Source organism: Pseudoalteromonas sp. 2CM39R, assembly GCF_023161845.1.
On sequence record NZ_JALNTM010000023.1, the window covers coordinates 86,710 to 106,633 of the forward strand.

The 19,924-nt window shown below is 40.8% G+C and carries 19 protein-coding genes and 1 other RNA gene; 3 read left to right on the forward strand and 17 right to left on the reverse strand.

The features are described 5' to 3' along the window. Nucleotides 1–9 precede the first annotated feature (9 nt). Complete coding sequence (locus MTF66_RS32275) at nt 10–261, reverse strand: hypothetical protein (protein ID WP_010390856.1); 252 nt, start codon at nt 259–261, stop codon at nt 10–12. Nucleotides 262–361: 100 nt separating this feature from the next. Between MTF66_RS32275 and MTF66_RS32280 the strand changes: the two genes are divergently transcribed. Continuing rightward, the gene (locus MTF66_RS32280; RefSeq protein WP_004588463.1) at nt 362–601 is read left to right on the forward strand and encodes a DUF2960 domain-containing protein; all 240 of its coding nucleotides are present in this window, start codon (nt 362–364) and stop codon (nt 599–601) included. 71 nt (nt 602–672) lie between these two features. Here the strand turns inward: MTF66_RS32280 and alr are convergent, their stop codons facing one another. The 9 genes from alr to rpsF all read right to left on the reverse strand — a co-directional run bounded on the left by alr (nt 673) and on the right by rpsF (nt 6,872). Further along, nucleotides 673–1,752: an alanine racemase gene (alr, locus tag MTF66_RS32285; RefSeq protein ID WP_109875298.1), complete on the reverse strand. Its 1,080-nt coding sequence runs from the start codon at nt 1,750–1,752 to the stop codon at nt 673–675. Then, nucleotides 1,752–3,131, reverse strand: a complete 1,380-nt coding sequence (dnaB, locus tag MTF66_RS32290; protein WP_010390854.1) for a replicative DNA helicase — start codon at nt 3,129–3,131, stop codon at nt 1,752–1,754. The genes alr and dnaB overlap by 1 nt, the downstream gene beginning before the upstream one ends. A gap of 113 nt (nt 3,132–3,244) precedes the next feature. Then, nucleotides 3,245–4,183, reverse strand: a complete 939-nt coding sequence (locus tag MTF66_RS32295; RefSeq protein ID WP_010390853.1) for a DUF4097 family beta strand repeat-containing protein — start codon at nt 4,181–4,183, stop codon at nt 3,245–3,247. Nucleotides 4,184–4,192: 9 nt separating this feature from the next. Further along, on the reverse strand, nt 4,193–4,678 hold the full coding sequence (locus MTF66_RS32300; RefSeq protein WP_010390851.1) for a hypothetical protein: 486 nt from the start codon (nt 4,676–4,678) through the stop codon (nt 4,193–4,195). Then, nucleotides 4,665–5,216 carry an RNA polymerase sigma factor gene (locus MTF66_RS32305; RefSeq protein WP_248529694.1) on the reverse strand — a complete coding sequence of 184 codons (552 nt, stop codon included), beginning with the start codon at nt 5,214–5,216 and terminating at the stop codon, nt 4,665–4,667. The genes MTF66_RS32300 and MTF66_RS32305 overlap by 14 nt, the downstream gene beginning before the upstream one ends. Nucleotides 5,217–5,440: 224 nt before the next feature. After that, nucleotides 5,441–5,893 (reverse strand): 50S ribosomal protein L9, encoded by a 453-nt coding sequence (gene rplI, locus MTF66_RS32310; RefSeq protein WP_008110407.1) that lies wholly within the window; start codon nt 5,891–5,893, stop codon nt 5,441–5,443. Between the two features lie 36 nt (nt 5,894–5,929). Continuing rightward, nucleotides 5,930–6,157 (reverse strand): 30S ribosomal protein S18, encoded by a 228-nt coding sequence (gene rpsR / locus MTF66_RS32315; protein ID WP_002962753.1) that lies wholly within the window; start codon nt 6,155–6,157, stop codon nt 5,930–5,932. Between the two features lie 12 nt (nt 6,158–6,169). Continuing rightward, nucleotides 6,170–6,487 carry a primosomal replication protein N gene (priB, locus tag MTF66_RS32320; protein ID WP_008466122.1) on the reverse strand — a complete coding sequence of 106 codons (318 nt, stop codon included), beginning with the start codon at nt 6,485–6,487 and terminating at the stop codon, nt 6,170–6,172. Nucleotides 6,488–6,530: 43 nt separating this feature from the next. Then, a complete protein-coding gene (gene rpsF, locus MTF66_RS32325) occupies nt 6,531–6,872 on the reverse strand; it encodes a 30S ribosomal protein S6 (protein ID WP_008110420.1) in 342 nt (113 codons plus the stop codon). A gap of 416 nt (nt 6,873–7,288) precedes the next feature. Here rpsF and MTF66_RS32330 point away from each other — a divergent pair, with 416 nt between their 5' ends. Further along, nucleotides 7,289–8,488, forward strand: coding sequence for an alpha/beta hydrolase-fold protein (locus MTF66_RS32330; protein WP_248529696.1), 1,200 nt, complete (start codon nt 7,289–7,291; stop codon nt 8,486–8,488). 162 nt (nt 8,489–8,650) lie between these two features. On the opposite strand, the gene MTF66_RS32335 is transcribed toward MTF66_RS32330, so the two are convergent. Genes MTF66_RS32335 through MTF66_RS32350 form a run of 4 tightly spaced genes read right to left on the reverse strand, consistent with a single transcriptional unit; the run spans nt 8,651 to nt 12,938 of the window. Beyond that, nucleotides 8,651–9,817 carry an FAD-dependent monooxygenase gene (locus tag MTF66_RS32335; RefSeq protein ID WP_248529697.1) on the reverse strand — a complete coding sequence of 389 codons (1,167 nt, stop codon included), beginning with the start codon at nt 9,815–9,817 and terminating at the stop codon, nt 8,651–8,653. Further along, nucleotides 9,814–11,001, reverse strand: a complete 1,188-nt coding sequence (gene ubiH / locus MTF66_RS32340) for a 2-octaprenyl-6-methoxyphenyl hydroxylase (protein ID WP_248529699.1) — start codon at nt 10,999–11,001, stop codon at nt 9,814–9,816. Before ubiH ends, MTF66_RS32335 begins: the two co-directional genes overlap by 4 nt. A gap of 14 nt (nt 11,002–11,015) precedes the next feature. Continuing rightward, on the reverse strand, nt 11,016–12,338 hold the full coding sequence (pepP, locus tag MTF66_RS32345; RefSeq protein WP_248529701.1) for a Xaa-Pro aminopeptidase: 1,323 nt from the start codon (nt 12,336–12,338) through the stop codon (nt 11,016–11,018). A gap of 36 nt (nt 12,339–12,374) precedes the next feature. Further along, entirely contained in the window at nt 12,375–12,938 is a 564-nt protein-coding gene (locus MTF66_RS32350) for a UPF0149 family protein (protein WP_008110427.1), read from the reverse strand. A gap of 225 nt (nt 12,939–13,163) precedes the next feature. Between MTF66_RS32350 and ssrS the strand changes: the two genes are divergently transcribed. After that, a non-coding RNA gene (gene ssrS / locus MTF66_RS32355) (6S RNA) lies at nt 13,164–13,347 on the forward strand. A 146-nt stretch (nt 13,348–13,493) separates the two neighbouring features. On the opposite strand, the gene MTF66_RS32360 is transcribed toward ssrS, so the two are convergent. Genes MTF66_RS32360 through MTF66_RS32370 form a run of 3 tightly spaced genes read right to left on the reverse strand, consistent with a single transcriptional unit; the run spans nt 13,494 to nt 19,274 of the window. Beyond that, a complete protein-coding gene (locus MTF66_RS32360; RefSeq protein ID WP_248529702.1) occupies nt 13,494–16,577 on the reverse strand; it encodes an efflux RND transporter permease subunit in 3,084 nt (1,027 codons plus the stop codon). Continuing rightward, entirely contained in the window at nt 16,574–17,869 is a 1,296-nt protein-coding gene (locus tag MTF66_RS32365) for an efflux RND transporter periplasmic adaptor subunit (RefSeq protein WP_055012862.1), read from the reverse strand. Before MTF66_RS32365 ends, MTF66_RS32360 begins: the two co-directional genes overlap by 4 nt. Beyond that, the gene (locus tag MTF66_RS32370) at nt 17,859–19,274 is read right to left on the reverse strand and encodes a TolC family protein (protein ID WP_138622316.1); all 1,416 of its coding nucleotides are present in this window, start codon (nt 19,272–19,274) and stop codon (nt 17,859–17,861) included. Before MTF66_RS32370 ends, MTF66_RS32365 begins: the two co-directional genes overlap by 11 nt. Between the last annotated feature and the right edge of the window lie 650 nt (nt 19,275–19,924).

Here is a 19,924-nt window from a genome sequence, read left to right on the forward strand (position 1 = left end):
TATTAAGCATTATTCAGGAGAAAGATCACCAGAAAGAAATTTACAAACAAAAATAGCCTTGCCAAACTCTTCGTATGAACGTTTTATTTCAGTACTAAGTACCGACATTACTAAGTCATAGTCACCAAAAATTTGCGTCGACAATGTGTTTGTAATCACTTTTAAATCATCATAGGTATTTAACCGGTCAATAAATCCTTTAATAAAGGGAATATAATCTTGATGAAGCGGGTATTTACTGATCTCTACTGATAATTTCATTTCAAACTCAACTTTTTAATTATTTGATTTCAACTAATCATTCAACGCAACTTAAATACAGTGTAAAATTACACTAACACTCAATATAACTGAGCTTATTATGGCACGCAGAATTACCTATACTTTTAAAAATCAACCGCGCGAAATTAACTTCGCAAAAGATAAATACCACGATATGTATCAGGCTATTGCGGCTGCTGAGGGTATCGATTTAACTAATTACTTAAACATGGTACGCCAAATTGAAATGACCTCTAAAGGTTCATCGGCGGTACGCAATTTTCGCGACCAAGAGTTTGCACGTATGGGCTTTAGCGATATTTACTTTATAAAAGAGTAACCATACCCAGTAAGCTAGCATCACGATCATGACAGCAATGTAAACTTACTGCATATCTTTAATAATAAACATTAGCGCTGGTACTCATAACTTACACGCGGTGTGATATTACACAATAACTCGTAAGAAATAGTATCAGCACATTGTGCAATCTCTTCTACTGGTAACTCTGGCCCCCACATAATCACTTCATCACCCACCTGGACGTTGTGCTCGTTATTACCTATATCAAGGGTGATCATATCCATAGCTACGCTACCCACAATACCGTAACGATGCCCATTAATAATCACGGGTGTGCCTTCTTTCGCATGACGCGGATAACCATCACCATAGCCCAGTGCAACCACAGCCAACACCGTAGGTTTATCACTTTGCCAGCGGCCGCCATAGCCTACTTGCTCATGTGCCCCCACATTACGCACTGCTATCACTTTAGTGGTTAAGCGCATCACAGGCTTTAATTGGTGATCTTTACCTGTGTGATTAGCCATAGGCGATACACCATAAAGCATTAGCCCAGGTCTAACCCAATCACCATGGCCACTCGGCCACGCTATAATTCCCGCAGAGTTCGATAAACAATGAGCTTGTTGAACCTTTTGGGTTAAATTATCGAACAAAGTTATTTGCTGCACTGTTTTAGTATTTTTTACATCATCGGCACACGCAAAATGGGTCATTAAGTTTATTTTGTTTTGTGCATTTGGGCTGGCTTGTAGGCGCTGATAAAACATATCAAACTGCTCAGGCGCAATACCTAAACGATGCATGCCGGTATTTATTTTTAACCAGCAATTTAAAGGCGCATCTAGCTGCACACTTTCCAGCATTTTTAGCTGTATCTCGTCATGAATAATAGTTTGAAAATTATTCGCCAGTAAAATAGGTAAGTCTTCTTGATGAAAAAAGCCTTCTAGCAACACAATTGGTTTTGTAAGGCCACCTGCACGCAGCGCTAACGCTTCATCTATACGCGCAACCGCAAATGCATCTGCTTCATTTAAGTGTTGCGCAATAGTGACTAAACCATGCCCATAAGCATTCGCTTTAAGTACGGCCATTACTTTACTATTGGGCGCAAAGCGTTTTACCTGTGCTAGGTTATGCTCAAGCGCGGTTAAATTAATTTCAGCAGTGGCTAAGCGCATTAGTAATCATCATCTACAGCAGGCCCCGCGTAATTATCAAAGCGAGAGAATTGACCTTGGAAGGTTAGGCGCACTTTACCAATCGGACCGTTACGCTGTTTACCGATAATAATTTCGGCAATGCCTTTTTCAGTACTGTCTTCGTTATAGACTTCATCACGATAAATAAACATGATCAAATCGGCATCTTGCTCAATAGAGCCCGACTCACGTAAATCTGAGTTAATTGGACGTTTATCAGCACGTTGCTCTAGAGTACGGTTAAGCTGCGATAGAGCAACAACCGGACACTGCAACTCTTTTGCTAATGCTTTGAGTGAGCGTGAAATTTCGGCAATTTCTAAGGTACGGTTATCTGACAAGCTAGGTACACGCATTAATTGCAGGTAATCGACCATGATCATACTAATACCACCATGATCACGTGCTATACGACGTGCACGTGAGCGAACATCGGTAGGTGTTAAGCCTGAGGCATCATCAACGTACATTTTGCCTTTTTCCATGAGTAATCCCATGGTTGATGAAAGGCGCGCCCAGTCATCGTCATCTAGCTGACCAGTACGTACTTTAGTTTGGTTAATTCGGCCAAGGGACGCCAGCATCCTCATCATAATTTGTTCAGAGGGCATCTCTAGTGAGTAAATAAGCACTGGCTTGTCTTGAGTCATTGCGGCATGTTCAGCAAGGTTCATCGCAAAAGTGGTTTTACCCATTGATGGACGCGCTGCCACAATAATTAAATCAGATGGCTGCAAGCCTGTAGTCATTTTATCAAGATCAGCATAACCCGTGCTCACACCGGTCACACCATCTTGTGGTGATTGATAAAGCTCTTCTATTTTATCAACGGTTTTTTCAAGTATGTTGTGAATGCTTTGTGGGCCTTCACTACTTTTTGTACGCTGCTCAGCAATTTTAAATACTTTACTTTCAGCAAAATCAAGTAAGTCGTGGCTAGTACGCCCTTCAGGATTAAAGCCCGCTTCGGCTATTTCATTGGCAACACCAATCATTTCACGAACAACGGCGCGCTCGCGAACAATACTTGCGTAAGCGTCAATATTGGCAGCACTTGGGGTGTTTTTTGCTATTTCGGCTAAATACGCAAATCCACCAATACCTGACAGCTGGTTATTTTTTTCTAAACTCTCAGAAATTGTGATTAAGTCAATCGGATCACCAATTTCAGCAAGAGCTGTCATCGCCTCAAAAATAAGCTTATGGGTACGGGTATAAAAATCCTGCGCCACAACAAGTTCAGCTACCCGATCAAATGCTTGGTTATCAAGCATTAAACCACCTAAAACAGATTGTTCAGCTTCTATTGAATGGGGAGGAACTTTAAGAGTGTCGACTTGCTTATCTGGTTTGGCCATAACTTCACAGTACTAAAATTGAATAGCTCTATTCTATCGACTTGGCGGGGCTGTGCAAATAGCAAAGCAGGAAATCTTTTCCTGCTTTTTGTTACTTAAAATAAAATAGCTAATTATTGACGTTTAAGTTCGATAACACCGCTAATAGTATTCATCTCTACGCTAGCATCAGTGCCATTAGTATTAAACTTAATTCCACTTGCTGGGCCATACTTGGCTTTTTGTACTTGATCGTTAGTTAACTGGTTGTCAATTTTACCGCCAGCGTGTGCTTCCACCTCAAATTGTGCTGATAAATCAGCAGGGAAATAAAACGCAGCGTTACCACTAACAGATTCAAAACTCACATCAGCATCACTCAGAAGGCGGTTAATTTGTACCTTAACTTCGCCATTAACGGTGCTTATTTGTAACTCTTTAATTGTATCTAAATTAAAGTTAATATCGCCATTTACGTTTTCTAAGCGAATATCATTGGCCGTCGAGTTTGATGTAATATCGCCATTAACCGCACTAAAACGAACTTCACCGCTAGATTGCTGATCATCAATCGAACCATTAACAGTTTCAAATTGAACTTTACCATTAAGTGCTTTTGCCTTGATGTCACCATTTACAGTGGTCAGCTTAATATCGCCATTAAGATCGTTTACTGTAATAGCCCCATTAACTACATCAATTTCAGTACCTTTTTGTAACTCTTTGGCCGTTATAGATGCATTAACACCCACAAATTCTAGCGCACTACTTTTTGGCATAAAAATAGTGAGCGTTGAGCCATTGTTGTTATTATCCCAATTAGAAAGTTCAGGCATTTTCACAATAAACTGGGTTTTATTACCCTGTGTTTTAAGTGTGTAGCCTTGTGCCTTATCATCAAGTTCACCGGTTACTTTAAATTGATTTTTATCCCAACCTGTCACTTTAATATCACCACGCTGGTTTTCAATGTGGATCACCCCAGCATTGGGTACCTCAATTTGCTGATCTATTTTTTCACCAGCAAATACGGCCATGGGTAATAAAGCGATCCCTAATATTATTGCTTTCATTTATTTCTCCTAGATGTGTTGCCAACGCGGTGCATGCACCTTGTTAATTAAGTCGAGTTGTTGTTGATAAACTTGCGCTAACATAGACAATAGCGCCTTGTTTTTCGGTTCATTTTCAAGAGTTTGCTTTATTGCTTGCTCTGCATCTTCAAGTTCTTGTAACTGTACTTGCCAATTGTCGGTCAATGCTGCTTGGCTTTGATATTGCACTAGTAAACTTTGTTTTTGTTTAGTAAAAAACTCACTCATTGCCACTGCAGTATTTGCCTCTGGTACTTTAAATAACAATACTGTGCTGACCAAAACCGCGGTAAAACATGCAGCAATGGCGGTGAGCTTTGGCCAATATTGATTAGTATTAATAGTGGGCTGATTATTAGCTATTATTGCGCGCTCAATCCCATTCCACAGTTCTTTTTTTGGTGGAATATTTTTATCTAACTGGGTTAAAGACTCATTTAAGTAGTCATCAAAATTTGTTTTACTCATTTTCATACCACTGCTTTAATAATTGCCTTGCACGATGATATTGCGCCTTACTAGAGCCTACCGCCATACCTAACAGGGTTGCAATTTCCTCATGCCTGTAACCTTCTACTGCATAAAGCACAAATACCATTCTTGCGCGCTCAGGCAGCCTAACAATTAATTTATCTAGCCCATTTAATCCGTTACAGTCATTTGCCGTTTGCTCATCCATACCGCTTTGCTCAAAACTAATTACTTTATTAAGCCAATGCTTTTGCCTGCGCACATAACTAATAGCAATATTACTGGCGACACTGTAAAGCCAAGTGGAAAACTGCGAACGTCCATCAAATTGCGCTATTTTGTTCCATACTTGCACAAACACTTCTTGAGTAGCATCTTGCGCATGACCCTCATCGGCTATAAGCCTCAGGCATAAGCCATAAACTTTTGCTTTATGCATGTCATAGAGCGCTTTATAGGCTAACTGGTCACCGTTTTTAACTTGATCAATAAGCATTTGCTGCACTTGATCAGTTATTGGCTGATTAGCGTCCATTAACATCGCAAATTTTTCCTGTTTATAATTATGTAATTGCAATTTAACTTATAAGACGCGCAGAAGAATAGAAAGGTTTAAATGAAATAAAAAATATTTGTAGAAAATTAAGGTTTATTTTAGAAAGGTGTTTGATTTTACCCACAACAAACAATTTATTGCTTTGGGTTATAAATTTTAGACACAAAAAAACCGTGCAAAGCACGGTTTTTTTAACTTAATTTTAAAAATTAAGCTTCAGCAATAACGATTACTTTAATAGTAGCTGTTACGTCTGAGTGTACTGCGATTGCAACGTCAAATTCGCCAGTCTCACGGATAGTACCTAGAGGTAAACGAACTTCTGATTTAGCAACTTCAACACCAACAGCTGAGATAGCGTCAGCGATGTCACGAGTACCGATTGAACCGAATAATTTACCTTCGTCACCAGCTTTAGATACTAATGTAACTTCTGCTAATGCTTCAAGTTTGTCAGCGCGTGCTTGTGCTGCAGTTAACTGTTCAGCGATTTTTGCTTCTAGTTCTGCGCGACGTGCGTCAAACGTTTCAATGTTTGCTTTAGTTGCAGGAACTGCCTTACCTTGTGGGAAAAGGAAGTTACGTGCGAAGCCAGATTTAACTACAACCTGGTCACCTAGGCCACCTAGGTTAGCGATCTTATCTAGTAGAATAACTTGCATGTTTCTACACCTTTTAAAAACGTGTTAATCCGCTGCTTACTTATGTAAGTCAGTGTATGGAAGAAGGGCTAAGTAGCGAGCACGCTTAATAGCTGTTGCTAGCTGGCGCTGGTATTTAGCGCTAGTACCTGTGATACGGCTAGGTACGATTTTGCCACTTTCTGTAACATAGTTTCTAAGAGTAGCTAGATCTTTGTAATCGATTTGTTGTACGCCTTCCGCTTTAAAGCGGCAGAACTTACGACGTCTGAAATAACGTGCCATGAGATTAATTCCTCAAATAATTCTTTCTATATGCTGAGCATGCAAAACCAATTGGCTAAGGCCGTTACGACCTTCGTGGCGATTTAAAAAACCACTCACTTGCAATGCCTGCCCAACGTGCAAATGTTGAGTCTGTTGTTGCATTTGCTTACCACTGGCAACCACCTGAAGCCTAACATAACTGTTACGGTTAAGATCTGCTTCAACTTGCATTGATTTATGTTCTACAACAAAAATACAATGCGGTATGCCCGCGGGGCTTTGGCTAAACTTGGGTGTTTTACAAACTACCCCCGATATAACCAGCTGATTCGTATATGGGCTAACCATTATAGTAACTGCTGACTACGTGCCATGCTAGGACTCAAAACAATTAAGCAGCTGGTGCTTCTTTCTTCTCTTCTCTTACAAGAGGAGACGCTTCAGTTACAGCGTTTTTAGTACGCATAACTAAGTTACGAAGCACTGCATCGTTGTAGCGGAAAGTAGTTTCTAGCTCGCTGATTACTTCAGTTGGTGCTTCAACGTTCATAAGAACATAATGAGCTTTATGAAGCTTGTTGATTGGGTAAGCCAGTTGACGACGGCCCCAGTCTTCAAGACGGTGGATAGTACCACCTGCTTCAGTGATAGAACCAGTATAACGTTCGATCATACCAGATACTTGCTCACTCTGATCAGGGTGAACCATGAATACGATTTCGTAATGACGCATGGATATTCCTTACGGTTAATAGAGCCTTCTACCGTTTCGGCCGGTCGGTTTAAGGCAAGGAATTAATAGTTTAAAAGCCGAAATGAGCGCGCATTTTACGCTTAGTAGGATAATTAAGCAAGCAGGTTTTTAAGCTTTGATAGATAAGTGTTAAAGGTTTCGGGTTTCGGGTTTCGGGTTTCGGGTTTCGGGTTTCGGGTTTCGGGTTTCGGGAAGATATTATTGGATGCTCCCTTTATATCAATAAGTAAAATAAAGATAAGTGTTTAATATTTACTAGGTAGGCGCGAGCTTGCTCGCGTGAAAAGCGTAGCCTTTAATTACTTAAGCCCTACATTTGCCCCTAAAATATAAACATTTACTCAAATCTAAAGTCGTGCAATTATTGAGCAACACATTATTTAATAAGGATATTTATGAAGCTTTTACTATCGCTTGTGTTAATACTTACTTTTAGTACGCCTTTTTTAAGCTATGCAGACACCGCTACAATCGACATAACCGTGGGTAAAAAGGTCATTCTACAATCAAAAATACTTAACGAAGACAGACCTCTCAGAATCTTCATACCTGAAACCGTAAAAGATGATCAGCCCCTTTATGTTATTTATTTACTTGATGGTGTTGAGCACTTTCATACGGCGTCTGGCGTAATCAAATCCCTTGTTGATTACGAGCAGATACCTAATGCAATGCTTGTTGCTATTGATACAACTAACCGTGTTCGTGATTACTTACCTAAAGTACAAGGGGAGCCTAAAACTGAGTTTCAAACCTTTGTTAAAAGTAAATGGCCTGACGCAGGGCAAACCGATAATTTTTTAAAGTTCGTGTCTGATGAGCTCATGCCCTATATAAATAGCAACTACCCAACTAATGGTTACAACACCTTAATTGGTCATTCTAATGCTGGTACATTAGCGCTTTATACTTTAGTTAATCAGCCGGAATTATTTAACAACTATATAGCCATAAGCCCAAATAGTTGGTGGAGTGATGAAGAGTTAAAGAATAATATTATTAAATACACTAAAAACCCTAAAGGCGCTCAAGCGTTATTTATTAGTGTAGCAAGTGAAGGCGCACGCTTTTATACAGGTGCATTAAATATTTTAGTAAATTTAGAGCAACAAATGCCCACGCAGCTAAAATGGAAATATAAGCATTACCCCTCTTTTACTCATATGGGCACCATACTTCCAGCACTTAGCGATAGCTTAATTCACTTATTTAGCGACCTAATATTTAAAGTGACTGACGAGCACGGAAAATTTGCGGATGTATCATTGATTACCGGTTATTACCAAGCACTTAGTGATAAGTACGGATTTGAGCTTAAAATTCCACAAGATGTGTACGTAGAATTTGCGCATAGTCAGCAAAAGTTTGGTAACACTAAAAAAGCTATTTCCACACTTAAACGCTTTACTAGCGATTATCCTAATGCTGCATACTCCCACATGCGATTATCGCAAGGTTACACTGCTGACAAACAGTTTAAAGAAGCCGTTACCAGTATGAAAAACGCACTAAAACTTGCTAAACAAAACTCGCGAGATCCAATGTTAGTTGATGCGCTCAAAGATATGGTGAATGAAGCACAAGAAAATTTGTAGCTCATTAATTTAAAGCATTACGAGCTTCGCTTGTCGCGTCAGCAAGCTGTACGCATACACTAAAGAAAGTATTAGCCTATAAACAAAAAACCGATGTTTAAACTAAACATCGGTTTTTCTTTGGCTTAAAGCTGATAGCTAAAAACTGACGGCTTGTCTTTATCACTTCCCTATCGCTTCTTTGGCGAATAGGTGCTTTATTGGCCCAAGGTTATCAACGAGTGAAAGCCCTACTCCACGAATAAGCTTTTTAACTGGGTTTGCACCTTCAAATAGCTCTTTTAGCCCTTGCATCATGGCGATGTGTTTTTGTGCGTCGAGCTTACGGGTGCGCTCGTAATCACGCAGTATGCGCGTACTGGCAAATTCTTTGACGTCTTGACTTAGTAGCTCAATTAAATAAGCGGCATCTTTTAGGCCCAGGTTCATACCGAGCCCTGCTAATGGATGAATGGTATGCGCTGCATCGCCCATTAACACCACCTTGCCATTAACCCATTGTTGGGCGTAACGCATTTTAAGTGGGAATGCGACGCGCTTACTTTGCACTTCACATAAACCACATTGGCCATCTATGGCAGCCATAACTGCTTTATTAAAGGCGGTGTCGTCCATTGCTAACAATTCATCGCAATGATTGGGGCTGGTTGACCACACAATTGAATGAGTATGCTCATCGCTTAGTGGTAAAAACGCTAGTGGCCCGGTTGGTAAAAACACTTGGCGTGCGGTATTTTCATGTGACTCTTTGGTTTTAACTGTCGCTACTAACGCATGGTGATCGTAATCTTTAAAGCTCAGCGCCATATTAAACTGTTTACGAATCGCTGAATTTGCGCCATCAGCCGCCACCAGCAACTTAGCAATAATAGGTTCGCCAGTTTTTAAATTAATAAATACATCAGACTCACTTTGATGTATTTGCTGATACTCGGTATCAAACATCACTGTGGCATTACTTTGCTGCTCAAGCTCTTTTATTAGTGCAAAGCGAATAATGTCGTTTTCAACTATGTGCCCTAAATGCTCAAGCTCAAGTTGCTCGTTATTAAAGGCTATTTTACCAAAGCTGTCGGCATCACGAACATCCATGTGCGTATAAGCACAAGCACGCCCAGCTATTATGTGTGGCCATACATTTAATTGCTCCAGCAAGGTTTGGCTGGCTATACTTAGTGCACTAACTCGTAAGCCATAATCATCGCTAGGTGGAGCTTGAGTTGGCGCAGCATCTAACACAGCCACGCTAATATTCGCTTTAGCAAGCCCGAGCGCCAGCGTTAACCCAACGCAGCCACCACCCACTATACAAACCTGTACTTGTTTCATAAACGTGTACCTTGTTTAACTTGACCCATTAATTGTTTTGCTAATGGGGCTTTTAATGCAGGGAATAAATCCATTGAAAATAGCCCAATACTTCGACCAAGCGCTAACACACGTGATGAGTTTGAAAAAAGTCGAACCAAGGCATCGGTCAATGTCATTACGGTTTTTATATCATCACTGCGCTTGATTGAATATTGACGAGTAAAAGCATAGCTACCTGAATCATGTTCACTGTTTGCAATTAAGTTACTCAGCACTTGTACATCTCGCAGCCCTAAATTAAAGCCTTGCCCTGCAATGGGATGAATGGCGTGTGCCGCGTTACCTATTACCACAGTACGGTGCGCCGTTAACGATTCGACTTGCCCATAAACCAGCGGATAACTGGCGCGCATCCCTACTTTTATAAATTGCCCTGCACGATAACCAAAGGCAGTTTGCAGCGCACTTATAAAGTCTGGTTCACTTAGCGACATATACTGCTCAATATGTTCTTGGCGCATACACCATACTAACGAATAGCGGTTATTACTCATGGGTAATAAAGCCATTGGGCCATTTTGGGTAAACCGCTCAAACGCCTGATGATGGTGTCCACCAGCGACTTCTATATTGGCAATAATCGCACCTTGTTCATAAGGCTGGGTATTGAAGCCGAGCCCCAATAAATTACGAGTTGGCGACTGTGCACCGTCGGCAATCACCAACAGCTTAGCACTGAGTTTTTCGCTACTTTGTAATGTAAGTTCATTACTATCGGCGTTTTGTTTTATCGCTGATACGCTATCTGGGCAAAAAAGCGATATGTTTGATTGCATTAAACGCTGATGCAGCGCTCTGCCAAATGGGTTTACCTCTACCACATAACCTAATGAGGGTTTTGCAAATTCATTACACTGTATATGGGTTTTACCAAAGTGCCCTTTGTCTGACACACTCACTTTTTTTATGGCCGCAGCATAGGGAGCGTTCATTTCAAATAAATTGAGGCTTTGTAAATACTCTACCGACTGCTGGGCAAGTGCGATGCTTCTGTCATCAAAGCTTGGGTGATAATCAGTGGTTACTTGATTTGCTTCAATTACAGCAATATTTAAGCTGGGATTTTTTTTACTTATACTTAGAGCACAACTTGCGCCGACTAAACCACCACCAATTACTACAATATCAAACTGCTTAGCCACTTTTATCTCCAAGCTTATGCGTTTTTAGCGCTTTGCATTAACGCTTCTATTTCACTAATTGTTTTAGGCACGCTAATGGTTAAGTTGTCGTGACCTGAATCAGTTACTAATAAGTTATCTTCAATACGAATACCTATACCTTGGTATTTTTGAGGCGCATTTGAGTCTTTACTAATATACAGCCCAGGCTCAATGGTTAGCACCATACCCGGCTCTAAGACACGCTCTTGGTTATTAACCTTGTAATCGCCCACATCATGAACATCAAGTCCTAACCAGTGACCAAGACCATGCATGTAGTATTCTTTACAGGCACCTTGTGCCATTAACTCATCAAAATCGCCGGTTAAAATACCTAAATCAAGTAACCCTTGGGTTAGTACTTGCATAGCGAGTTTATTTGCCTGAGATAAGAGGCCACCGGGTTTTATTTCGCTAAAAGCGACTTCTTGCGCTTTGAGTACAATATTATAAAGCGCAGCTTGCTCAGAGCTAAATTTACCGTTAACGGGGAAAGTACGCGTTATATCGGCGGCGTAGCCTTGTAGCTCACAGCCTGAATCAATCAGTACTAAGTCGCCATTGTTTAATACGTCGCTATTTTGGGTGTAGTGCAAAATATTGGCGTTATCGCCACTGCCGACAATAGTGCCATAAGCAGGATGTGGTGCACCGTTCATTGCATAGTGATGATGAAGCTCTGCCTCTAATTGAAACTCGGTTGCGCCAACGTGGGAAAAACGCATGGCTCGCATGTGTGCTCGAGCGCTTATTTCACAGCCCTCACGCATAATGTTAATTTCGCCTGGCGATTTAAATAAGCGCATTTCATGCAATAAAGGGCGAATATCTTTAATTGTACTCGGTGCGGTATCCCCTTTTTTAGGGGCACTGCGCAAAGTGTTAAGCATTGAAAATACTTTGCCATCAAAGGCAGGATACGTCCCTTGTGCATAAAATAAAATCTGTTGGCCGTTCACCAAATTCAATAATTGTTCATTTAGCTCACTAAGTGCATAAGTTTTGTCGAATAAGTATTCGCTTTGTGCTTTTTCAAAACCAATGCGTCTGCCGTGCCATACCTCTGCAAGTTTGTCTTTATCTAAACAAAACAATATAGAAGGCGTATCACTGTCTTTGCATAACACCAATACCGCATCAGGTTCGTTAAAACCAGTTAAGTAAAAAAAGTCACTGTCTTGTCGAAAGGGATAATGAGTATCACGGCTGCGCGTGAGTTCTGTTGCTGCGGGAATTATAGCAATACTGTTATTATCCATTGCCGCCAATAAACGCTCGCGGCGCGCTTTAAACTCTGACTTTTGTATTTCAACCATTAATAACTAACCCATTATTTTTATTGTGTTGCTCAATTAATGCAGTGTTTTTTTGTTGCTTTGTGGATTTTGCTCTTTGCCTAGCTCAGCAAAACACAGTAGTGCCGATACGCGTACGTACTCAATCACTTCATGCAGTGCTTGGCTATCTTCTTCGGTTTCTTCAAAGGTTGTATCTAGGCGTGTAATCTCGCTAAAGTCGCTGATCACTTCTTTTACATCTGCCGACAGCTTGCCATAATCTTTTTGCTTTAAGCCAAAACCCAACATAAACCCAGCTACCCATGATACGAGCCCGTTAGCCTGATCGATGAGTGTTTCGTCATCACTAGGTAAAAACAAGTCAAATTGAAACTCTTCGTTATTAAAACTTTCAACCACTTGTTGATAAATTTGGCCAAAAAACTGTTTTAAATCGTTGCTAAACGACTCGCCATCATTAAATACATCGCTCAGTAAGCCTAAGTATTCTTTATCGTCAATGCTTAGCCCACAAGCAAGTAAGCCGCTAATAACGCCATGCGCTTCTGCGGGTGATACAAATATTTCATTTTTCTCTAAAAGAAGTTGGGCTTTTTCGTAATCTGGTAAGTTATTCATAATGACGTCTTCGCTTTGCTAATTAAAGCAATGCTACCACTCGATAAAAAGCAACTCCAATGAATTCTATGACTGAGGTCAAAAGCAAGCGATTGAAAAGCAAATTGAGTTCAAAAAGCAATCTTAAAAGTAAATACAAGATTAAATTTGCAGGAAAACTGAGCGAACAGTTTAATTTTTTACGATTGGGGTTTAAGGATTGGAATATGTCTTATATACTAAATTTGTTCCCTGGGGTGCAGGAGCTTGGTTAAGTCCCTGAGCCGATAAATTTTATACCAGGATTTTTGTTCGTTTACTATTGTGCAAGCTCGGCATGTACCGAGAAGCCTACGGTAAACCGCAGATTTCCGCCCTGAAACCTCAAGGTTTCAGGACTGACACCGGGCACCGCATTCTCGGGGAACACCTTCCTTTATAGCTTAGGTTATCAAGCATTTCTTTATAACTAAATATTCCCTATCTTTCGTCTTTAAATATATCGAACTGCGTTTCCACAGCCCGATATTAAACTTATTTCTAACACCTATCCCTTTGTCTTTTTAATGCCTAACACTACTTAAACCAACCTTGAAAGCGCTCCATCAGCATATAGTTAACGGGAACAAGTAATAAGGTTATAAAAGTCGCAAATATAATCCCAAATCCTAAGCTTACTGCCATAGGTATTAAAAACTGCGCCTGAGTCGCCTTTTCAAACAGCAGCGGCATTAAACCTATAAAAGTGGTTAAACTGGTGAGCATAACTGGGCGAAAGCGCGATGCGCCAGCAAGTTTAACTGCCTCTATTAAATCGCCACCTTCGCTGCGTTTTTTATTAATGAAATCCACTAATACAAGCGAATCGTTCACTACAACCCCTATTAACGCAAGCATACCTAGTAGGCTCATAATTGTTAAATCCATACCCATTATCCAGTGCCCTACTACTGCGCCAATCATGCCAAATGGAATAACACTCATAACAATAATTGGTTGCATGTATGACTTAAACGGAATGGCCAATAACGCATAAATTATAAAAAACACAAACACTAACGCCCAAGCCAATGAGCCAAACGACTCTCTTTGCTCTTTGGCTTCACCTTCGAGTTTGTAATCAACACCTGGGTATTGCTGCATTAACTCGTCTAAATATTGTGCTAGGTCGGCTTGAAGCACCGTCATGTTGGTGTTGTTTTTTTCAATATCAGCCGTCACGTTTAGTGTGCGATAACGATCAATACGGTTTATGGTTGATGGGCTTTGTCCTGCCGTAAGTGTTGCCACGTGCGACAATGGCACAGAACCGCCATCGGGAGTGCTTATTAGTATGTTTTGTAAATCAGCTACAGAGCGGCGCTCATCAATAGGTAAACGAACCATTACACGCACGTCGTCTCGTCCGCGTTGAATACGCTGAACCTGCGAGCCAAAAAACGAATTACGCACTTGTCCTGCCACATTTACACGGTTTAAACCAAGCGCCAAACCTTGTTGCGTAAGCTCTATACGCAACTCTTCTTTACCGTCAGACATACTGTCAGCAATATCAAACACCGTTGGGTACGTTGCTAAACGATTTTTAATATTATCAGCTACATCTTGCAATATTGTTAGTGAAGTACCACTTAGTTGAACGTCTATTGGGTCTGAACTTCGGCCAATTTCAGCTCTAAATGTTAGGCTTTCAGCGCCAGGAATAACACCAATTAAATCGCGCCATTCACTAGCAAGCTCTCGCGAACCTATATCTGACTCACGCTGCTCAGCAGGTGTAATCTCAAAGCGTACCGCTCCGGAGTTAGACGCGCCACCGCGTCCGCCAGTAGTGGCTAATATATTTAAAATAACGCTTTCGCCTGTATTAGGATCGCGATATTTGTCTTGTAATTGCTGCGCTTTTTCAGACATATCAATCACGTATTTATTGGTTACTTCAAACGGTGTACCTGTTGGCAGTGTTAGATTGACTCGTACAGTTTCGCTAGGAATTCGTGGGAAAAAGATAAACTTAGTCCAACCACTGGTGATCATGGTTAAAATAATAAAAAATACCCCCACAAATAAACTAACCGTTGCTAGTTTATGGCGTAAAGCAGTGTTTAATATAGGTTGGTAATATTTTAAAATTGCACTTTCAAAGCCATCAGCAAAGCGTTGTTGAATCGCTTCAAGCTTAGATGGTTCACCTTTTTGGTGGCGTAGTTTTATGTATTTTAAATGTGCTGGTAATACAAATTTAGATTCAATTAGCGAAAACAATAAAACTGGAATAACCACTACCGGAATTTGTGCAAATAAGGCGCCGCGCGCCCCTTCAATAAATGCTAAAGGTAAAAAGGCAGCAACGGTAGTCAGTACACCAAAGGTAACCGGAGTCGCAACTTCTTGAGTACCCAATATAGCAGCCTGCTCACCGGATTTTGCCGTTTTTAAATGGGTATACACGTTTTCGCCGGTTACTATGGCGTCATCTACTACAATACCAAGTACTAAAATAAAGCCGAATAAGCTCATTATATTTAACGTTACACCAAAAATTGGCATCGCGATAAATGCGCCCATAAACGATACAGGAATACCAATAAACACCCAAAATGCAATTGCTGGGCGTAAAAATAGCGTGAGTAGTGCCAGTACTAAAATACCACCCTGTAAAGCATTACTGGTTAAGGTGGCGATACGGCTTTTAACTAGCTCTGAATCGTCGTCCCAATAACTTAGTTTAAAACCTTGTGGTAGCGTGGCTTGCTGTTCTTCAATGTAGTTTTTAACATCGTCTGCCACGGTTATCGCGCTTTGCGGGCCAATTCGGTAAACGTCTATAAACGCCGCTTGCTTACCATTAAAACGGGTGCGTACTGGCGTTTCTTCAAAACCGTCTTTAATTGTAGCAATATCACCTAAGCGGATAATCGTTCCGTCGGCTTGGTTTTTTACTACTATGCTGGCAAATTCATCTTTACGATAAGCCTGCCCTTTTGAGCTAATTAGTACATCGCCACCTTCTGTTTTTAAGTTACCGGCAGAAATATCAGAACTTGAATTAGCAATAGCACTCGATATTTGCGCAAGGCTTAGGCTATATTGGCGAAGTGTATCTTGGCCAACTTCAATAGCTAACTCGTAGTCTCGTACACCACTTAGCTCTACCTGCGTTACGTTAGGCAAACGCAGTATTTGATCTCGCACTTTTTCGGCATATTCACGCGTTTCTTTTTCGCCATAATCGCTTGATACAGTAACAGCTATTACTTCTCTTTTGCGCTCAGCCAGCGCAACAATCGGTTTTTCTGCATCGCCAGGAAATGTATTAATCGCATCGACTCGACTTTTAATATCAGCTAATAACTCACGAGGATCGTAACCGCTTTCAACCTCAATAGTTACAGAGCCTGAGCCCTCTGACGAGCGGCTAAATATTTGTTTAATTCCCTCTAAGTCTTGCACCGCTTCTTCAATACGAATAGTTACGCCCTGCTCTACATCTTCAGGGGTTGCACCACGCAAGCTAACACCTACGCTTATCATATCGGTTTCAAAGGACGGAAATACTTCAAGTGGTATTTTACTCGATAAACTAAATAGTCCCGACAACAACAAAGTTACTAACAATAAGTTGGCAGCAACATGGTTTTTGGTAAACCAAGCAATCATGCTTTATCTCCTTGCTTGGCCGCGCGACGATTTTTTATTAACTCTTCAACACTAATACCAAGCTCTTTTGCTTTTTGCTCTAGCTGCTCACGAGTCGGGCGCTTATTTTTAGGTACTTTTTCTTTTGGCTGTGCACCTAAAATACTCACTTTAGTGCCTGAGCTTACTTGACCTAGCGGCGTGACAACTAATTTATCGTTCGCTTTTAAACCGGTTTTGATCATTGCTTGATTGGCGTTTTGCCATGCAAAAGTAACGTTTTTACGCTTTAATACATCACCTTCAACCACATAAACATAAGCACCTTGATAAATTGTGCTGTTAGGAATGATCAACGTATTTTGCACTGTTTTACCCGCTATTTGCGCCTTAATGTATTGCCCTATTTTAATTGGATACTGATTACTGGCGGTTGATTTATATGGGTCGTCTATTTTTGCTACCACGTAAAGTTGCTGCGCGTTTTCGTCAATAGCGCCTTCAGTGCGTGCAAGTTGGCCTTGCCATGTTTGCTCACCCACTAAATCAGAACTAAATTTAACTAACGAACCCGCTTGGTTTTTAGCACCATCACGGTATTGCTCTGGCAGGTTAACAAACGAAAGGTCTTTATTTTTTATTGGTAAGCGAATTTCAACACTATCAATAGCGTAAATAGTGGCAAGTTGGGTATTGTTACTCACTACTTGACCTAAATCGACACTACGACTCAGTATGCGCCCAGCATAAGGTGCAGTAACCTTTGTCCGTTCTAAATCAAGCTCAGCTTTTTCAAGAGCAGCTTGAGCCGATAGCACTTGTGCTTGCGCAGCTGCTAATTGCGGCTCACGTAATACCAAGCTGCTGGCTTGGCTTGAACCACCAAGGCGCTTCCAATCAGTTAGTGCTTGTTGCCCGCGGGCCTTTTCTTCTAATAAGCTTTGCTCTGCTGTGAGTAAATTAGCTTGAGCAGATTTAACCTCTGCCTGATGATCTCTATCATCTAGCTTTAATAACACGTCGCCTTTTTCAAAAAAACCACCTTCTCTAAACTCATCGCTCACTTCAATTATTTGCCCAGATGCTTGAGCAACAAGTAAGCTTTGTGTTCGAGGTTTTACCGTACCGTAGCTGTCTATCATTACTTGATAACTTTGAGGCACAAGCTCAAGTACAGACACACTAATTGCTGCTTTTGGTGCTGAACTAAAGCGTCTCGCCTCTGGCGGATTACTCTTAATAAAAAATACAATTAAAAGAGCGGTAACAACAACCGCGGCTGGAATAATAATTTTAGCTGTTTTAGTGTTCATCGTTATTGCTCTTTAAGTCGCTTGACGGTTTTTCAAAATCACCACCAAGGGCAACATGTAGGTTAATTCTATTTGCGATTAATTGGTTTTTAATTTGTATTAATGAACTTTGCGCATCGAACGAGCGCCCTTGTGCATCCAATACTGTGGTGTAAGTGACCAAGCCACTTTGATATTGCTCAAACGATAACTGCTCGGCCGCAAGTGCATTTTTTTTTGCTTCAAGGGTACTGGTGTACTGCGCTTTTAAAGACTGCTGCTGCGATATTGCATTTTCTACATCAGCAAATGCATCGTACAGAGTTTGCAAGTATTGTTGCTCTTGCTTTTGAGTATTCAGACGCGCTATCTCTTCATTGGCTTGTAAACGCCCTCCCTCAAAAATAGGTGCCGAAATACTTCCGAGTAAAGACCATGCGAGGCTTGAAGGAGAAAACAAATCACTCACTCGATCTGTACTATCACTTAAGCTTGCAGTTAAATTTAAACTCGGAAAGCGCTGTTTATGCGCATAAGCCAGTGACGCATCACTAGCTAATAACTCGTACCAACTAGCAAGTAATGCAGGCTTTCGAGTAATGAGCTCTGAAGGAATACCAACTGGAATTTCGGTATCAACAACCGGTAAGTCAGTACTTGCTGCAATAGCCCCTTTTGGGTACTCACCTAGTAAGCGTTCAAGCACTCGCGCTGCACTTGATAGGCTCGCTGTTTGAGTGGCAATGCGTGAGCGTTCGTTATTTAGCTCATTGCGGGCTAAATAAACATCGAGCGCTTCGTTTATACCTTGGCGGTAACCCGATTCAATTATATCGAGATTTTGCTTAGCATTTTCTTCACGGCGTTTGTATAAATCAAGCAGCTGCTGCGCAGACACAACATCAAACCAACCTTGAACAACATCTGAAACGAGTTGTTGTTTAGCTTGTTCAAAACGCGCTTTTTGCGCTAAATATGAAAGGTTAGCTTCTCGTTTTGAATCTGACAGCTTACCCCATAAGTCAACTTCGTAATTTAAGTTTAAGCTGACAGAGCTGGCATTATTATAGCTAACAGGCCGGTTACCTTTACTGCGGCTAGTACGCGAAGATAAATCTAAACTAGGCCAAAGAGCTGTTCCGGTTGCTATTAGTTGCTGCTTAGTAATAGCGACATCATAGCTGGTTTGTAATAGTTGTTGGTTGTTTTTAAGCGCTTGTTTTACGTATTTATTAAGTAATGGCGTGTGTAGTTGAGTTAACCATTCATCATCCACTTTTAATACAGAACTTGATGCTTGTTGTTGCCACTGCTGTGGTAAATTATTTGGAGTTTGTTCGCGCTGCGATTGGTTTAAGTTACTCGCACAACCGCTCAACACTATAATGCTTATTGCTAATAAAGATGGCTTATATTGCCACATCATGTTTAAACCTGATTAGTGCTATTTATGAATGTTATTCAATCACTTTAACAAACGTTGCTCAATTGACTTTACATAACATTACATAGCTTGCGATTAGTTTATAAGTGTATTTAATACGCCAAGCACTAACGTAATATTCACAAATAAATGAGTAAGCTAACCTTTAACCAAAGAATTAATTGAAACTCTTAAAAAGTAGATATAGAAAAGACGGCAGGGTTTGCTGTTGGCATTACACCAGCTAAAGCGGCAAAGAATTGTCAGGAACAATTTTTAACATCTGAAAGATGGCGCGAAGGGGAAAATACATCCTTGTATTTTATAATCGAACGTAGTTCGATGCCGAACAATGGCTAAGCTAAATTCAGAAACAAAAAAGCCCCGCATGTGCGAGGCTTTGTATTAATGGTGCCTCGACCCGGCAAAAAATTGTCAGGAACAATTTTTAACATCTGAAAGATGGCCCGAAGGGGAAAATACAAGGATGTATTTTATAATCGAACGTAGTTCTATGCCGAACAATGGCTAAGCTAAATTCAGAAACAAAAAAGCCCCGCATGTGCGAGGCTTTGTATAAATGGTGCCTCGACCCGGAATCGAACCAGGGACACGAGGATTTTCAATCCTCTGCTCTACCAACTGAGCTATCG

Coding starts and splice junctions, on each gene's coding strand:
- MTF66_RS32275 (WP_010390856.1), bottom strand. CDS start 261: ATGAAATTATCAGTAGAGATCAGTAAATACCCGCTTCATCAAGATTAT.
- dnaB (WP_010390854.1), bottom strand. CDS start 3,131: ATGGCCAAACCAGATAAGCAAGTCGACACTCTTAAAGTTCCTCCCCAT.
- alr (WP_109875298.1), bottom strand. CDS start 1,752: ATGCGCTTAGCCACTGCTGAAATTAATTTAACCGCGCTTGAGCATAAC.
- MTF66_RS32300 (WP_010390851.1), bottom strand. CDS start 4,678: ATGAAAATGAGTAAAACAAATTTTGATGACTACTTAAATGAGTCTTTA.
- MTF66_RS32335 (WP_248529697.1), bottom strand. CDS start 9,817: ATGAAACAAGTACAGGTTTGTATAGTGGGTGGTGGCTGCGTTGGGTTA.
- MTF66_RS32370 (WP_138622316.1), bottom strand. CDS start 19,274: ATGATGTGGCAATATAAGCCATCTTTATTAGCAATAAGCATTATAGTG.
- MTF66_RS32305 (WP_248529694.1), bottom strand. CDS start 5,216: ATGTTAATGGACGCTAATCAGCCAATAACTGATCAAGTGCAGCAAATG.
- rpsR (WP_002962753.1), bottom strand. CDS start 6,157: ATGGCACGTTATTTCAGACGTCGTAAGTTCTGCCGCTTTAAAGCGGAA.
- MTF66_RS32360 (WP_248529702.1), bottom strand. CDS start 16,577: ATGATTGCTTGGTTTACCAAAAACCATGTTGCTGCCAACTTATTGTTA.
- MTF66_RS32295 (WP_010390853.1), bottom strand. CDS start 4,183: ATGAAAGCAATAATATTAGGGATCGCTTTATTACCCATGGCCGTATTT.
- MTF66_RS32365 (WP_055012862.1), bottom strand. CDS start 17,869: ATGAACACTAAAACAGCTAAAATTATTATTCCAGCCGCGGTTGTTGTT.
- priB (WP_008466122.1), bottom strand. CDS start 6,487: ATGGTTAGCCCATATACGAATCAGCTGGTTATATCGGGGGTAGTTTGT.
- rpsF (WP_008110420.1), bottom strand. CDS start 6,872: ATGCGTCATTACGAAATCGTATTCATGGTTCACCCTGATCAGAGTGAG.
- MTF66_RS32350 (WP_008110427.1), bottom strand. CDS start 12,938: ATGAATAACTTACCAGATTACGAAAAAGCCCAACTTCTTTTAGAGAAA.
- MTF66_RS32330 (WP_248529696.1), top strand. CDS start 7,289: ATGAAGCTTTTACTATCGCTTGTGTTAATACTTACTTTTAGTACGCCT.
- pepP (WP_248529701.1), bottom strand. CDS start 12,338: ATGGTTGAAATACAAAAGTCAGAGTTTAAAGCGCGCCGCGAGCGTTTA.
- MTF66_RS32280 (WP_004588463.1), top strand. CDS start 362: ATGGCACGCAGAATTACCTATACTTTTAAAAATCAACCGCGCGAAATT.
- rplI (WP_008110407.1), bottom strand. CDS start 5,893: ATGCAAGTTATTCTACTAGATAAGATCGCTAACCTAGGTGGCCTAGGT.